Raw genomic sequence first — 15,599 nt, forward strand, 5'->3', positions numbered from 1 at the left:
CATGAACCCATTCGACGGCCGCGAGATCTGGTTCCTCACCGGAAGCCAGGGCCTGTACGGCGAGGACACCCTCGCCCAGGTGGCCGCCCAGTCGCAGCAGGTGGTCGCGCAGCTCGACGGCTCATCGGACATCCCGGTGCCGATCGCGTGGCGGCCGGTGCTGACCGACGCGGCCGGCATCCGCGCCGTGATGATCGCCGCCAACGCCGACGACCGCTGCATCGGGGTGATCGCGTGGATGCACACGTTCTCCCCCGCCAAGATGTGGATCAGCGGTCTGGAGCAGTTGCGCAAGCCGCTGCTGCACCTGCACACGCAGGCGCACCGGGAGCTGCCGTGGGCGACCATCGACATGGACTTCATGAACCTCAACCAGGCCGCGCACGGCGACCGGGAGTTCGGCTACGTGCAGACCCGGCTCGGGGTGGCCCGCACGACGGTGGCCGGGCACGCCTCCGAGCCGCGCACGGCCGCCCGGGTCGGCAGCTGGGCGCGGGCGGCGATCGCCATCGCGACCATGCGGAACCTGCGGCTGGCCCGCTTCGGCGACAACATGCGGGACGTGGCGGTCACCGAGGGCGACAAGGTCGAGGCCGAGCGGCACTTCGGGGTTTCGGTCAACACGTACGGCGTGAATGATCTTGTCAAAGTCGTGGACGAGGTCTCCGACAAGGCGATCGACGACCTGGTCGAAGAATATTTCGACACATATGATGTTATGCCGGTTTTGGAAACCGAGCGGCGCGAAAGCCTCCGCTACGGCGCGCGCATCGAAGTCGGACTGCGGACCTTCCTCACCGACGGCGGATTCGGCGCCTTCACCACCAACTTCGAGGACCTCGGCGGCCTCCGGCAGCTGCCCGGCCTGGCGGTCCAGCGCCTGATGGCCGACGGCTACGGCTTCGGCGGCGAGGGCGACTGGAAGACCTCGATGCTGCTCGCCACGCTGAAGGCGGCCGGCCACGGCCTGCCCGGCGGCACCAGCTTCATGGAGGACTACACCTACCACCTCGGCCCCGGCCCGCAGCGCATCCTCGGCGCCCACATGCTCGAGGTCTGCCCGTCGATCGCCGCGCAGAAGCCGACCCTGGAGATCCACCCGCTGGGCATCGGCGGCCGCGAGGACCCCGTACGGCTGAAGTTCTCGGCCGCGCCGGGCCCGGGCGTTGTCGTCGGAATTTGTGACATGGGCGACCGTTTCCGATTGGTCGGCAACATCATCGAGGTGGTCCCGCCGGACGCCGAGTTGACCGCCCTGCCGGTTGCCTGCGCGGTCTGGGAACCCCAGCCCGATCTGCCCACTTCCGCCGAATGCTGGCTGATGGCAGGCGGTCCGCACCACACCGTGCTGAGCACCGCCCTGGATGCCGCCACCGTCGACCAGTTCGCCGAGCTGACCCGCACCGAATTGGTGCTCATCGATGAAGACAGCACCCCGAGATCAATCCGCCAAGAGCTGAAGTGGAACGCCGCGTATCAGCTGCTGGCGGGCGGACTGCGGTGAGGGGATATTCTGCCCGCAAAAGGCGGATGCGGGGTGTCGGTGAGTGTGAAGCGCGGACGGCCGCCGGGCATGATGGACGTCGCCCGGCTGGCGGGGGTGTCGCATCAGACCGTTTCGCGGGTGCTCAACGAGCACAAGAACGTGAGCGAGCAGACCCGGCTGAAGGTGCGGGCGGCGATAGCCGAGCTGGGCTACCGGCCCGACCGGGCGGCAAGAGCCCTGGTCACCGGCACATCCCAGGTCATCGGGGTGGTCGCCCAGAACTCGTCGCTGTACGGTCCCGCGTCGATGCTGACGGCCTTCGAGGAGGCCGCCCAGGCAACCGGCTTCGCGGTGAACGTGGGCAGCGTGCGCAGCCTGGACGAACGCTCGATCACCGAGGCGGTGGAACGCCACCTCGATCAGCGGGTGGCGGGCCTGGTGGTGATCGCGCCGGTGGCGTCGGCCGGCCCGGCGCTGGCCCACCTGCCGGCGGACGTCCCGCTCGTCACGATCGACGGCGACCCCGAACGCTCCAGCACCCTGGTCACGGTCGACCAGGTCGCCGGGGCCAAGGCCGCGACGAAATACCTGCTCGACGCCGGCCACCAGGCGGTCTGGCACATCTCCGGCCCGAGCGACTGGTTCGACGCGGCCGGCCGGATCCGCGGCTGGGAGGCGGCGTTGAAGGAGGCCGGGGTGGAGATCCCGCCGCTGCTCACCGGCGACTGGAGCGCGGGCTCGGGCTACCGCAACGGCCAGCTGCTGGCCCGCCTGCCCGATGTGACCGCGGTCTTCACGGCCAACGACCACATCGCGCTGGGCCTGCTGCGGGCCTTGAACGAGCACGGCCGCAAGGTCCCCGGCGACGTCAGCATCATCGGCTTCGACGACGTGCCGGAGGCGGCCTACTTCACCCCGCCGCTGACCACGGTGCGCCCGGATTTCGCGGCGGTGGCGGCCGCCACCCTGGAGCTGCTGATCACCCAGATCGAGTCGGGCACATCGGAGATCGGCACTCGCCGCACGATCGCCCCCACCCTGATCGAGCGAGACAGCGTGGCAAGGCCGGCCTGACGGGCGACACCCCCCGAGGGTCAAGCAGAGCGATTTCCTTCCGCATTTTTAGAGGTACGCGGTGGGACCTAACGTCCCGGCAGCGGCCGTTCCCGCTTCTTGGACACCACCTGGCCGCGCTATTACGAGCCAGAATCAGCACACCGCCCAGAGCAGCCGGCTCCGCCCAACGCCCGCCCGAAACGTCCCACCGCGTACCCCCAAAAGAGCGAAACCCAAGCCAAGCGAGACCGCCCCACCAAAGCCGATGCCGCACCCCGGGCGCGGCGCCCTGGCTCGCCGCTGCGTGCCCCCCACCGCGCACCCGCTGTTCGCTGCCGCCCTCCGCGCCACCCGCCGCCCTCTTACGGTCGCCACCTCCACGCCACGCACCGCCCGTTTCCGCTCTCCGCTCCCCGGGCCGCTCGCGGCCGCCGTCTGCTCCCCGGACCACCCACCGCTCGTTGCCGTCCTCCGCTCGGCGCTCGGCACCGCCCTCCGCGCGCGGGCAATCTCCGCTCGGCGCTCGGCACCGCCCTCCGCGCGCGGGCGATCTCCGCTCGGCACCGCCCTCCGCGCGCGGACGATCTCCGCTCGGCGCTCGGCACCGCCCTCCGCGCGCGGGCGATCTCCGCTTGCCGCCGGCCTCTCGTGGCAGCTGTTCGCCGCCTCGGCGGACGGCTGGGCGGACGGCTGGGCAAGCGGCCCGGCCAGGGGGTATTTTTCATTGACCATGATCAATGCGTTCGGTCGGAATCGTCGAATGGGAAAGTTGGCGCCGTCTCCGTCTTGACAGCGCCGTTGTGATCGTTAACATTCACGGAAACAACGTCGTAACCGCCGGGCAACCTCGCTGTTTGTGAACGTGAACATCCTTCCCCCCTGGGATTTTCGCGCGCGCTGGGCTCGGCGGAGGCGGCGTCGTTCGGCCGCCGGTCCGGTCGCCGGCGCACCCGACGCCACGCCCGGCGGGAACAGCCGCCGCGGCATGCCGGCGGCCGGCGCCGGGCCGTGCGAGTCCGGCACCACGCAGACCCCCGCCGGGGCCATCAGGGGAGTGATGGTCCCGGCGGGTTTGCGCGTACCCTCGTTCGCGTGCCGATGCTTCTGGTCCTCGACGGGAACAGCCTGTTGCATCGCGCCTACCACGCCGGTGCCTTCGAGGGCATGACCGCGCCCGACGGCTCACCGATCTGGGCCCTGCGCGGCCTGATCGGTTACCTGGCCCGAGCCGCCGCCCACGTGCAGCCCGACGCGGTGATGGTCGGCTTCGACTGCCCGGTGTCGTCGGCAAGACGAACGCAGTTCCCCGGCTACAAGGCCCACCGCCCCGACAAGCCGGACGACCTGACCGCTCAGCTGGCCGCCGCCCCCGCTCTGCTCACCGAGGCAGGGGTGTGCACAGTGGTGCCCCCGGCCTACGAGGCCGACGACGTCCTGGCCAGCGGCGCCGCCCTGGCCCGCGCGGCGGGCTGGGAGTCGGTCCTGATGACCAGCGACCGGGACGCGTTCGCCCTGATCGACGAGACCACGTCGGTGCTGCGGGTCCGCAACGGCGGCTTCGACGAGGCAGTCCTGATCGACGCAGCGGCCCTGCCGGCGCTGTATGGCGTGCTGCCGTCGCAGTACCAGGATTTCGCCGCCCTGCGCGGCGATCCTTCGGACAACCTCCCCGGCGTACGCCGCTTCGGCGCAACGACCGCCAAGAAGCTGCTGACCGCCTTCGGCACGGTGGAGGCGGCCTGGGAGTCTTCCCCGGAGGACCTGCGAGCCGCCGTGGGCGACCAGGCGACCACCAACTTCACCGCCCCCGCCGCCCGCGAGATCATCAACCGCAACCGCAGCCTGATGGCCATGCGCCACGACCTGACCTTGCCCGCCTTGACCGGCGCACGGCTGCCACTCGACTACCTGACCATGCGCCAGGCACTGCGAGCCCGAGGCATCAACCTGGGCCCGTCATTGTGGGCGCTGGTGGGCAGCGCTCCCCCACCCCCGGCCGCAGCCGGCGAGCCACCCCCGGACGAGATGCCCGAGCTGCGCCCATGGGTGTTCCGCAGCGGCATGACGGCCCGCCGCGACCCCACCCCGGGCCAGCTGGCGCTGTTCTAGCTCTAGCCGCAGCCCAGCGCACCCGGCCGGCATCAGCGGCCGCCCTTCCGCAGCGCGCGGGTCAGAACCTCGATCTCCTCGATATCAGTGCCTCGTGCGTGCGACGCGACCCCGATTTCCTGGATCCCGGCCTATGCAAGCGAGGGCAAGACCCCAACTTCCGCGAAGTCGGTAGCCCCGACCCCAGCCCTCGCCCCGACCCTGCCCTCGCCCCACCCATCCCTAAGTAACCGTCTGACCTGCGCGACGTTCGGCCGGAACCATGTGACCAGTTACGGATGCCAGTGCCGGCCTGCCGTCCCACATCACGAGCGCCACGGACTCTGCTTCCACGCGGCGAGCCGGTTCCGCAACCCACCGGCCTGACATGCCGGATATATCCGCCGGAGTTAGCCAGCCGCGTCTCGATCTAGTCGAATTGCTGCGCCGAACTCGCAGCAGATCTACAAGATCTGCGAGGAGATCGGCGGACGCGGCAGGGGTCGAAGCCCACAAAACGCCCTCCTGCCGCAACGAGCCGCCGCGCGTGTAGGTGAGCAGAGCAGCGCGTATATGTGCGCAAAGCAGAGTGGTTCGTCGACCCCTTCGGGGTTGCCGTGGGTTTCTGACTCGATGACGGGATCGGCCGGTGTTCGGGCACGGATCGGGGTGGATGTGCGGCTGCGCCGGCCCCTCACCGGGGACTGTCGGCCGGTTGGCCGGCTCGTCGCAGGCCGGCGACTGCTGCTCGTTCCGGAGCAGGCAACGCCGGCCGGCGACTGCTCGTCGTTGCGACGCAAGCGGGCGCCGGCCTGCGGCTTCTACTCGTTCCAAACGCTCGCCGGCGTCCGCTGCTCGCCCCGGGGCAGACAAACGCCGGCCTGCGGATGCTCTTCGTTGCGGAGCAACGGCATCGGCCTGCGGCTTCTATTCGTTCCAGAGCAGGCAGAAAGGCTTGTCGGCCGGGTCGGCGTAGACGCGCCACGTTGGGCCCTCGCCGGCCAGGCGGGTGGCGCCTATCGCCAGCGCGGCTCGCTCGGCCTCCTCGATGTCGGTGACCTTGACGTCGAAGTGGAACTGCTGAGGGTAGGCCGGGTCCGGCCAGCGTGGAGCCGTGTAGTCCGCTACCTGCTGGAACAACACCGGCTGGGCGCCGTCCTCGCCGAGCATGGCCATGCCCTCGGCCTCGTAGGTCACCGGCTTGCCCAGCAGCTCCGCGTAGAAGTGGCTCAAGGTCTTGGCGTCGGGGCAATCCAGCATGACGCCCATCAAGGTGGTGCGTGGGTCGTCCGCGTTCAGGCACAGGTCGAACGGGTGGCCGGCCGGGTCGGCCAGGGTGTGCCAGCGTTCGTTGCGGCGCAGCAGGGTGGCGCCCAGCTGCTGAGCCCGGTCGGCGGCCGCGTCGATGTCGGGGACCCGCAGGTCCAGGTGGGCCTGCTGGGGAAATGCCTGGTCCGGCCAGCGTGGTGCGATGTAGTCGGTGGCCAGCTGCAGGCCGATCCGCCAGCCGTCGGGCGTTTGCAGGGTTATCCAGTCGTCGTCGGACCCGTCCGGTGGGCGATGCCAGCCCGCGAGCCGTTCGTAGAACGTGGCGAGACGGTCGAGGTCGGGCGCGTCCAGCACGACGGTCTTCAGCGACCCGATCGGCCGGTCCGTTTCGGTGGTCATGGTGTCCGATCCTGCCACCGGCGAGTCCTACGTGCCGAGCAGCCGCAGGGGTGCGAACAACAGGACCGCGAAAGCCGCCGCCGCCAGCACGATCCGGTATCGGCGCAGACCCCGCCACCAGGGCAGCGCCCACAGCCCCAGCCACAGGGCCAGGAAGACGACGGTGTGCTCGCCCGCCATCCGCAGCACCGCTTCCTCGCACCCGTTCTCGGCCTCGACGCCGAGGCAGATCCGCGGGTAGCCGGCGGACAGCGCGCTGACGAAGAACGTGAGCACCCCGGCCAGCATCGGCGCGAGGACCAGCGTGAAGATCGGCGTCCCCAGCCACCAGCCGAAGTCCGGCCGCCGATCGAACCCGACGATGACCGGCTCGGTCTCGAAATCGTCCTCGTCGAGGTCGTCGACCCCGGCCTCCGGCACATCCGGGTAGGCACCGGCATAGGGATAGTCCGCATCGACCGGAAAATCGGCGAGCCCGTCCGCACGGCCGGTGGTCGGTGCGTGCGCGAAGACCGCCCCGCTCAGCACCAGAGCCCGCCGTTCCTCCTCGACAAGAACCGCCACCGGCTCCGCTCCCGCAGAGCCGAGACCATCCTCGTCATCCGCGGCTGCTTCGGCGCCGGCGGCCGCGGCTGCGGGATGCACCGCTGCGGCCTCCGCGTCCTCGCCGGCATCCGCTTCGGCGTCATCACCTGCGGGTGCGGCGTCCGCCGCTGCGGCCGCGGCGGGATCGGCGGCGGCCTCCGCGGAGGCGTCATCCGCAACGTCCGTTTCCGTGCGCTCCTCTTCGGGCTTCGCGATTGCCCTTTCGGCCTCGGCGGCCGGCGGTTCGGGATCGCTGCCCGTCGCGGGGTCGACCGGCGGGGTCGCGGTCTCAGCGGAGTCGGCCGCCGCGGCCGACTCGGGTTCCGCCGTCGGCGATGCGGGCGCAGGCTCGGAAATCGGGGCTGGGGACGGGATCGCCGAAAGGGCGGAATCCGGGTCGTTCGTGGATTCCGCGCCGTTGTCTGTGATCTTGTCCGCGGTCATGAGCGAGCACCCTAGTCGTCACACAACCGTGTCCGCAGCCCTCCATCGGTAGCGGGACAGGGCGGCCGGCGACGGCGCGTCCACGATGCCGCCCGCGCCGATCATCGCGCTGATCTCGGCGTCGGTGAAGGCGCGCCGGCCATGTCCCGTTCGTTCTCCGGAGATCGTCACATCAGCGCGCGACCAGGGCGATCACGTCCTGGCGGCGCTGGTCGAGGTACCAGGTGCCGGTGGTCGACAGGTCGATGGTGTGGCGCAGCAGGCCGGGGCGGCCGGGTGGCAGTTCGGCCAGCACCTCGCCGCGCGGCGAGACGAGCATCGTCGGGCAGTGCTGGCCGGGGTGGGCGATGTTGGCGGCGGCCAGGAAGCGCTGGTTCTCGGCGGCCCGGCTGATCAGGTGGCTGCGCCACACCCCGGCCGGTTCGCGGGTGTTGGCCGCGTTGGTCAGGTAGGCGAAGAGCTGCGCGCCGTTCGCGGCCAGGTGCTGCCATTGCTCCGGGAAGCGGATCTCCCGGCACAGCTGGACCCCGACGGTGGCGCCGCCGGCCCGGAACACCGGCAGTTCGTCGCCGGCGACCAGCACACCGCGCTCGTTCATCGCGAGGTTGATCTTCCGGTAGACCTGCCGCTCGCCGGACGGGGTCAGGTGGATCGCGGCGTTGGCCCAGCCGTCACCGACCGGCAGCAGCGATCCGCAGAAGACGTCCACCCGGTGCCGGACGGCCAGGTCCGCCACCTGCTCGACGGCCGCGTGGATCCCGGCGGCGTCGAGCGTGGCCAGCGGGGTCAGGTCCTCGCCGTAGCCGGAGAGCATGCCCTCGGGCAGCACCACCACGTCGTCCGGGCGAGCCGAACCGAGCACCGACCGGACGGTGGCGAGGTTGGCGTCGATGTCCCAGACGACCGGGACCTGGGCTATCACTACCGAGGTATTCATCAAGATCGGATGGTATCCAGCCAGACCGACAGCGGCGGCAGCACGGCCCGCAGGTCGGTGGCGTCGACCGTCGTATGAGCGGCGGCGCGGGCGGCCGGAGTGGCGTTGAGCGCGATGGCATAGCCGACCGCGCCGAACAGCGGCACGTCCGAGCGTCCGTCGCCGACCGCCGCGCAGTGGGCCGGGTCGAGGCCGAGCTCGGCGGCGGCCGCCAGCGCGAAGTCACGTTTGGACAGCTCGTCGAAGTGTTCGGCGACCGCGCCGGTATAGCGGCCGTCGATCACCTCCAGGCGCGGGCCGGACGCCCGGTCGAAGGCGAACCGGCGGCACAGTTCGGTGCCGACGACGTCCCAGGCCAGGGTGGCCAGCACCGGCACCAGGTCGCGCGACCGGCACCACCGGACCGTCTCGGCAATGCCGTCCAGCAGGGGCAGCGACTCCAGGAAGCCGTACGCCTCGGCCGGGGTCCGGCGCGCCCAGCCGCGGGCGTCCATCGTGGCGGCGTCGTTGCCGCTGAGGGTGCCGGCGCCGTAGGCGTCCTCGATCTCCCGGTTGAGATCCCCGTGCCCGAGGAGGGCGGCCAGATGGGCGCTGCTGCTGGTGCGCGGCACGAGGGTGCCGTCGACGTCGAAGAAGACCGCGCCGCGGATCATGGCATCGTGGCGGCCAGGTCCTTCAGGGCCTTGGCCGCGCCGGCGGTCAGCGGTTCGCCGTGGCCGGGAAGGATCGCCTTGATGTCGAGGCCGGCCAGCTTGCGGACCGAGGCGGCCGCCTTGCTCTCGTCGGTCGTGTACTGCGGGTCGGAGCCCTGCAGGCCGCCGGTCGTGCGCAGCGCGTCGCCGGCCACCAGGATGCCGGTCGTCGGCTCGAAGACCGAGATGTGGCCGAGGGTGTGCCCGGGGGTCTCGACGATCCGCAGGCCGAAGACCTCGTCCCCCTCGACCAGCGGTTTCAGCGGCTTCTCCGAGATGATCGACGACAGGTCGCCGCTGCCGGCGTAGATCGCGGCGTTCACCTTCGGCGCGACGTCGGTCAGGCCGCCGATGTGGTCGTCGTGCAGGTGGGTGAGGATCACGTGCTTGACCGCGGACCAGCCCGCCCCGGCCGCTTTCAGGCCGGCCTCGATGGCGTTGCCGGAGCCGGGCGTGCCCAGGTCCACGATGGCCACCTCGCCGCCGCGCACGAGCAGGTAGGCCGACACGTACGACATGTTGACCCGTCGCCAGTCACCGGCCACCGCACCACTGGCGGCGGGAACAGGTGTCTCCTCCGCGGAAGAGGCCGGCGGAGACGAGGAAGGCGAGGAGGAGCAACCGGTCAGGACCGTGATGCCGAGGACGCCGGCACCGCCGGTGAACAGGAGTCGCCGCGAAATCCGTCGCATGCCCGCCGATTATCGTCGCCCGGCCCGGCCGACGCTGCCCGCGACGGCAATCAGGCGGTACTGCGGTGATACCGGGACAGGTCGCCGAGGATCTGATTCAGGGTGTCGCGGGACGCGAGGGCATCCGGCGGCGAGACCGACTCGGCGTGCAGCCGGGTGAGGCGGTCGCGGCGGGCCTCGAGGAGGAACGGCACGTGGTCGGCCACGTACTGCCGGACCGCGCCGACCCGGCGGCGCAGTTCGCCGTCGAAGCTCGCGGTCGCCTGGGCCAGCGCCGCTTCGAGCCAGGTGGCGAACCTGCTCCGGTCGTCGCCGATCAGCCACCAGCCGGCGCAGGCGGTCGCCGCGATGCCGGCCGACACCGCGCCCGCGCCGGTCAGCACCGACACGACCAGCGCCGATCCGGTGATCAGCCCGGTGACGGCGGGCAGCAGGTCGAGGGCGCGCGGGCGGGACGCGTCGGCGGCGCTCAGCCGCAGCTCGGTCTCGGCCCCCGGCGGCAGCAGGACGTCGTCGCGCAGCCCGTCGCGCAGCGTGTCGAGGATGCGGTCCTGGGCGTGGTCGAGCGCGTCCACCCCGGCCGCGGTCAGCGCGGCGATCACCTGCGGCGGCGTGAGGTCGGCGGCGAGGAGCGCGTCGGCCGAGGCGGTGTAGCGCAGCGCGGCGGCGCGCCGGGCCTCCTCGAAGCGGGCGCCGAGCAGGCCGCCGGCGTCGAGCAGGGTGGTGAGGGTGGCGATCTCGGCGTCGATCCGGGCCGGCGGGCCGGTCACCTGGTCGACGTGCAGGAGCAGCTCACGGGCCACGGCCGAGGTGATCCGGGCCTGGTTGGCGGTGCGCCGCCGGGCGGCGCCGGCACCCGCGTCGTAGAGCAGGCGGTCGGTGAGCGGGCGCAGGCCGGCCGACTCGGTGAGCCGGATCGCGGCCGTGTGCGGGGTGCCGGGCCGGCCGGCGCGTTCGGCCAGGTGGGCCGAGACGGCGTGGACGGCGATCCGGGCCAGCTCGGGCCGGTCACCGATCCGGCGGCGGGTCTCGGCGGCGGCGGGACCGTGCGCCGGGGTCTCGCACTTGTTCATCGCGATCGCCACGGTGTGCACCCGGTGCGCGGCCTCGACCAGGAAGTCCACCTCGGCGAACGGGATCGGCTCGGTGACGTCGCAGACGAACAGCAGCGCGTCGGCCTGGCGCAGCGCGGCGAGGGTGGTCCGGGTGGGTGCGCCGGGCGTGTCGACCACCACCATCTCGCGCAGGACCGGCACGTCCAGCCGCACCTCGGCGCCGACGATCGGGGCGGTGATCGCGCCGAGCGGCACATAGGCCGGTAGCTCCCGCAGGTCGGCGGCCAGCCGGTGCGGGGTGCCGGGATCGCCGGGGTCGGCCAGCAGGACGGTGGCCGAGTCGGCCGCGCCGTAGCGGAACTCGATCCAGCAGCCGGTCGACGCCGGGCTGATCCCGGGCCGGCCGAGCAGGCTGTTGATCAGGCTGGACTTCCCGGCCCCGGGCTTGCCGGCGACCACGATCCTGGTCCGCCGCATGGTGTCCCGGGCACCGATCGGGCCGGGCAGCTGCCCGGCGAGATCATCGCGGCCGAGCGCGATAGCCTCTGCGCGCACGACGGCGATCAGCTCGGCGAGGCCGGCGCCGGGATCGGACACGTGGTCACCTCCACCCTCCGCCGTACCGACACCCGACCACGTACCCGCTGGCCAAAATCGACAAGCTGAAACGAGCTTTTCCAACGTGGAGCGGACACACATCCGCCGGACGGACAGTTCAGTGGTTGCCAAACGGCAAGAAGCGACGCATTGCCACCGGCCGGGTGTGAGCGCCACCATTACCCACGGGTAGGGAGAAGGGGAGAACGGTGACGGAAACTCTCCGGTGGCGCCGCGGCATGCCGATGGTCAGGCGTGTCTCCCCCCGATGATGCGGCCGGCTCCGCGGAGCTGGACCGCCTCGAGGACTGGACCGGCCTCGACCCGCGTGGCCGGGCCGCCCGGGCGGCCGAGGTCGAGCTGGCCGCGGCCCGCGCCGGGGACACGGCGACCGAGATGCGGGCCCGGCTGATCCAGGCCGACGTGGCCGAGCGGGGCGGCGACCTCAAGCAGGCCGTGGCGATCATGTGGCAGGTCAACGAGTGGGCCCACCAGTACGGGCACCGCTATCTGATCGCCCGCAGCCATCTGCTGCTCGGGCGTACCTACCGCAACATGGGTGACGTGGCCGCGCTGCTCGAGCACGTGGTCACCGCCGTCGAGCACCTGGACGCCTCGGTGCCGCCGCGCCGCCGCCTGCCCTACATCGTGAAGTACGCGGACGCGCTCACCGAGACCGGCTCGATCGAGGCTGCCCGGGAACGCTACCGGCAGGCCGTCGAGCTGGCCCGGTACAGCACCGACGTCCGCGACGAGATCCTGGTCCTCAACAACCACGCGTACGCCGAATATCTCTCCGATGAACCGGAGCGCGCCTGGGCGCTGATCGAGCGGATGCGCGCGGCCGCCGCCGCCCGTGACCACCGGCTCGACCCGAACGACCTGGACACCGTGGCGAGCGTGCAGATCGCGCTCGGCCGGTACGCCGAGGCGGAACAGACGATTCTCGAGGCGATCACCGCGTACCCGGAAGGTCACCAGGAGGCGGACGCCCTGCCGGAGTTCCTCCTCACCCTCGCGGTGACGCGGCGCCTGCAGGGCGCCGCGGAGGCCGCGCGCGACACCCTGGCCGAGTGTCGTTCGCTGTGCGCGGCGCACGGGCACGGCGAGATCCTGGTGCGGGTGCTGCAGGAGCAGGCCGAGTGGTATGCGCAGGCCGGTGACTACCAGCGGGCGTACGAGGAGTACAAGCGCTTCCATGCGGCCGAGAAGCGGGTGCTCGACGAGCAGCGGGAGGCGCAGGCGCGTACCCGTCAAGCTCTGTTCGAAGTCAATGAGGCGCGGGAGGAGGCGGAGCGGTTCCGGGAGCAGGCCCGCCGTGATCCGCTGACCGGGCTGCGCAACCGCCGCTACGTCGACGAGCTGCTGCCCGCGCTGATCGGCCGGGCCCAGGCCAACGGCACCCCGATGTGGGCGGCGGTGCTCGACCTCGACCACTTCAAGCAGGTCAACGACCTCTGCTCGCACGAGATCGGCGACCAGGTCCTGGTGATGGTGGCGGCGTTGCTGGCCGACACGGCGGCCGGGCTCGGCGAGGAGTCGGCGATGGCGGCCCGTCTCGGCGGCGAGGAGTTCCTGCTGGTCTTCGGCGGGTACGGGCACGCCGAGGCGCTGGCCGTGCTGGAGCGGCTGCGCCGCCGGGTCGCCGCTCATCCGTGGCGGCAGGCGACCGGCGACGTACCGGTGACGATCAGCATCGGCGCGGCCTCGGTGCTGGCGGACAGCACCCATCCGACGCTGCTGGCCCGGGCCGACGCCCAGCTGTACGAGGCGAAGCGGGCCGGCCGCAACCGGGTGCGGACCGCCGGTCAGCCGGCCGGCGCGATCCGGTAGCCGACGCCCGGCGTGGTGGTGATGACCGGCGGGTCGCCGAGCTTGCGGCGCAGCCGGCCGACGGTGACGGTGACCGTGTTGGTGAACGGGTCGGCGTTCTCGTCCCAGACCTGTTCGAGCAGGTCCTCGCTGCTCAGGAACGCCGGCGCGGCCCGCATCAGGGCCTCCAGGACGGCGAACTCCTTGACCGACAGGTGCAGCGCCACCCCGGCGCGGGTGGCGGTGCGGGTGACCGGGTCGAGTTCGAGGCCGGCGGCGCGCAGGGTGCGGCCGCGGGCGGCCGGGCGGCGCCGGGCCAGCGCCCGGATCCGCAGCACCAGCTCCGGGAAGTGGAACGGCTTGGCCAGGTAGTCGTCGGCGCCCAGGGTCAGGCCGCGGACCCGGTCGTCGGCCGAGCCGGCCGCGGTCAGCATCAGGACCATGGATCGGTCACCGTCCCGATCGGTGATCATCTGGCAGATGGTGTCGCCGTGCAGGCCGGGCAGGTCACGGTCGAGGACCACCACGTCGTACGCGTTGACGTCGATCTTCGCCGCGGCGGTGAGGCCGTCGTGGGCCAGGTCGACCGCCATGCCCTGGTCGCGCAGGCCCTCGGCGACCACCTCGGCGAGGGCGCGGGCGTCCTCCACCACCAGGACCCTCATGCCGGCAGCTCCACATCGACGCGCAGGCCGCCGCCGTCGCGGGCGGTCAACGCCAAGGAGCCGCCGTGCGCAGTGGCGACCGCGGCGACGATGGACAGGCCGAGCCCGATGCCGGGGCCGGTGCGGTCGGCGCCGAGCCGTTGGAAAGGCCGCCCCAGCCGCGCGACCTGGTCGGGGTCGAGGACCGGGCCACTCGATTCGACGGTGAGCCGGGCATGGTCACCGGCCGCCGCGACGGTGACCCGCACCCAGCCGCCCGGCACGTTGTGCTGGACCGCATTGGAGATTACGTTGCCGACCAGGCGGGCGAGAAGGACCTCGTTGCCCCTGACCACCACATTGTCCGATAGGTCGGCATATACGATGAGAGTGTTTGGCAGTGCCTCGGACGCCAGCGCGGTCAGTGACACTGCTGAGCGATCATCGACCGCACCATGCTGCGCCCGGGCCAGCACCAGAAGCCCTTCCAGGAGGGTGTCGGCCGAGTCGAGCGACGACCGCACCCGATCCGCCAGCTGCACAGTCGACTCCGGCACCGGCCCCGGCTTGGCCACTGCCACATCGACCGCAGCCCGAATAGTGGCGAGCGGCGTACGCAGCTCGTGCGACGCATCGGCAACGAACCGCCGCTGCGCCGCGAACGACTCCTCCAACCGCCCGAGCAACTCGTCGATGGTGTCGGCGAGCGCCTTGACCTCGTCGGCCGGCCCGGCAACGGCCAGGCGTTCATGCAGGTTGTCGGCCGAGATCCGCCGGGTAGCCGAGGTCAGCCCGCGCAACGGCCGCAGCACCCGCCCGGCCGCGGCCCGCCCCAGCACCGCCGAGAACACCAGCATGACGACGAGCGCGACGACCACCCCGGTGAACAGCTGCCGGGTGTGCGCGGAGTCGGCGTCGGCCAGCTGCCGCTGGAGATCGGCGACCTGCTGACCGGTCGGCACGGCCTGGGTCGTCCGGCTGGTCCCGAACGCCGCCACGATGGCGAGCAGCCCGAGCCCGGACACCAGGAACATCGCCCCGTACAGGATCGTGAAGCGCAACCGGACACCCATCCGCCCAGCATGCCCGGCCGCGCCTAACAGCGGAATGACGGCCGTCGTAGCGCCCGGGTTAGGCCCGAGTCCGTAGAACTTGCCGGCATGACAGCAAGCATCGAAGTCAGCGGATTGCACAAGAGGTACGGGTCGTCGGTGGCCCTCGACGGCATGACGTTCACCGCCGCCCCCGGCGTGGTCACCGGTTTCGTCGGCCCGAACGGCGCCGGCAAGTCCACCACCATGCGGGTCCTCCTCGGCCTCGACGCGGCCGACCGGGGCACCGCGACGGTCGGCGGCCGCCGCTACCGGGACCTGCCGAACCCGCTCACCCATCTGGGCGCGCTCATCGACGCCAACGCCCTGCACCCGGCCCGCTCCGGCCGCAACCACCTGCTGTGGCTGGCCCATTCGCAGGGCATCGACGCGAAACGAGTCGACGAGGTCCTCGACATGACCGGCCTGCGGACGGTCGCCCGGCGCCGCGCGGGCGGCTACTCGCTCGGCATGCGGCAACGCCTCGGCATCTCCGCGGCCCTGCTCGGCGACCCGCCCGCGCTGATGCTCGACGAGCCGTTCAACGGCCTCGACCCCGAAGGCATCGTCTGGATGCGCGACCTGCTGCGCACCCTGGCCGCCGAGGGCCGGGCGGTGCTGGTCTCCAGCCACCTGATGAGCGAGTTGCAGGACATCGCCGGGCATGTCGTCTTCGTCGGCCGCGGCCGGGCGATCAAGGAGGCGGCCAAGGACGAGCTGACCATCCGCTACGGCTCCCTGGAAGCCGCCTA

The 15,599-nt window shown here is 71.8% G+C and carries 13 protein-coding genes and 1 pseudogene; 5 read left to right on the plus strand and 9 right to left on the minus strand.

All coding sequences use genetic code 11. The annotated features are described in order from the left end of the window. Position 1 precedes the first annotated feature (1 nt). The 3 genes from araA to Adu01nite_RS30820 all read left to right on the plus strand — a co-directional run bounded on the left by araA (position 2) and on the right by Adu01nite_RS30820 (position 4,651). Complete coding sequence (gene araA, locus Adu01nite_RS30810) at positions 2-1,504, plus strand: L-arabinose isomerase (protein WP_438871103.1); 1,503 nt, start codon at positions 2-4, stop codon at positions 1,502-1,504. 69 nt (positions 1,505-1,573) lie between these two features. Continuing rightward, positions 1,574-2,560 carry a LacI family DNA-binding transcriptional regulator gene (locus tag Adu01nite_RS30815; protein WP_203732181.1) on the plus strand — a complete coding sequence of 329 codons (987 nt, stop codon included), beginning with the start codon at positions 1,574-1,576 and terminating at the stop codon, positions 2,558-2,560. Between the two features lie 1,080 nt (positions 2,561-3,640). Then, positions 3,641-4,651, plus strand: a complete 1,011-nt coding sequence (locus tag Adu01nite_RS30820) for a 5'-3' exonuclease (RefSeq protein ID WP_203732183.1) — start codon at positions 3,641-3,643, stop codon at positions 4,649-4,651. Between the two features lie 906 nt (positions 4,652-5,557). Here Adu01nite_RS30820 and Adu01nite_RS30825 read toward each other — a convergent pair. From Adu01nite_RS30825 to Adu01nite_RS30855, 7 genes are read right to left on the minus strand one after another with little or no spacing between them, the layout of a single operon-like run. Then, the gene (locus Adu01nite_RS30825) at positions 5,558-6,298 is read right to left on the minus strand and encodes a VOC family protein (protein ID WP_203731948.1); all 741 of its coding nucleotides are present in this window, start codon (positions 6,296-6,298) and stop codon (positions 5,558-5,560) included. Between the two features lie 27 nt (positions 6,299-6,325). Further along, the gene (locus Adu01nite_RS30830; protein ID WP_203731950.1) at positions 6,326-7,327 is read right to left on the minus strand and encodes a hypothetical protein; all 1,002 of its coding nucleotides are present in this window, start codon (positions 7,325-7,327) and stop codon (positions 6,326-6,328) included. Between the two features lie 18 nt (positions 7,328-7,345). Next, positions 7,346-7,498 (minus strand): hypothetical protein, encoded by a 153-nt coding sequence (locus Adu01nite_RS30835; protein ID WP_203731952.1) that lies wholly within the window; start codon positions 7,496-7,498, stop codon positions 7,346-7,348. Position 7,499: 1 nt separating this feature from the next. Further along, positions 7,500-8,264, minus strand: coding sequence for a carbon-nitrogen hydrolase family protein (locus tag Adu01nite_RS30840; protein WP_203731954.1), 765 nt, complete (start codon positions 8,262-8,264; stop codon positions 7,500-7,502). After that, positions 8,264-8,917, minus strand: coding sequence for an HAD family hydrolase (locus Adu01nite_RS30845; protein ID WP_203731956.1), 654 nt, complete (start codon positions 8,915-8,917; stop codon positions 8,264-8,266). Before Adu01nite_RS30845 ends, Adu01nite_RS30840 begins: the two co-directional genes overlap by 1 nt. After that, positions 8,914-9,648 (minus strand): MBL fold metallo-hydrolase, encoded by a 735-nt coding sequence (locus tag Adu01nite_RS30850; RefSeq protein WP_203731958.1) that lies wholly within the window; start codon positions 9,646-9,648, stop codon positions 8,914-8,916. Before Adu01nite_RS30850 ends, Adu01nite_RS30845 begins: the two co-directional genes overlap by 4 nt. A gap of 50 nt (positions 9,649-9,698) precedes the next feature. Further along, entirely contained in the window at positions 9,699-11,300 is a 1,602-nt protein-coding gene (locus Adu01nite_RS30855; protein WP_203731960.1) for a GTPase domain-containing protein, read from the minus strand. Positions 11,301-11,555: 255 nt separating this feature from the next. Between Adu01nite_RS30855 and Adu01nite_RS30860 the strand changes: the two genes are divergently transcribed. Next, positions 11,556-13,133, plus strand: a complete 1,578-nt coding sequence (locus Adu01nite_RS30860) for a tetratricopeptide repeat-containing diguanylate cyclase (protein ID WP_203731963.1) — start codon at positions 11,556-11,558, stop codon at positions 13,131-13,133. Here Adu01nite_RS30860 and Adu01nite_RS30865 read toward each other — a convergent pair. Both Adu01nite_RS30865 and Adu01nite_RS30870 read right to left on the minus strand, forming a co-directional pair. Next, on the minus strand, positions 13,109-13,777 hold the full coding sequence (locus tag Adu01nite_RS30865; protein ID WP_203731965.1) for a response regulator transcription factor: 669 nt from the start codon (positions 13,775-13,777) through the stop codon (positions 13,109-13,111). The two genes, Adu01nite_RS30860 and Adu01nite_RS30865, sit on opposite strands and share 25 nt — an antisense overlap. Continuing rightward, positions 13,774-14,829 carry a sensor histidine kinase gene (locus Adu01nite_RS30870; RefSeq protein WP_203731967.1) on the minus strand — a complete coding sequence of 352 codons (1,056 nt, stop codon included), beginning with the start codon at positions 14,827-14,829 and terminating at the stop codon, positions 13,774-13,776. Before Adu01nite_RS30870 ends, Adu01nite_RS30865 begins: the two co-directional genes overlap by 4 nt. 87 nt (positions 14,830-14,916) lie before the next feature. Here Adu01nite_RS30870 and Adu01nite_RS30875 point away from each other — a divergent pair. Continuing rightward, positions 14,917-15,576 (plus strand): annotated as a pseudogene (locus tag Adu01nite_RS30875) (ATP-binding cassette domain-containing protein); the annotation flags it as partial. Positions 15,577-15,599: the final 23 nt, after the last annotated feature.

The sequence above is a fragment of the Paractinoplanes durhamensis genome (assembly GCF_016862175.1).
Lineage (GTDB): Bacteria > Actinomycetota > Actinomycetes > Mycobacteriales > Micromonosporaceae > Actinoplanes > Actinoplanes durhamensis.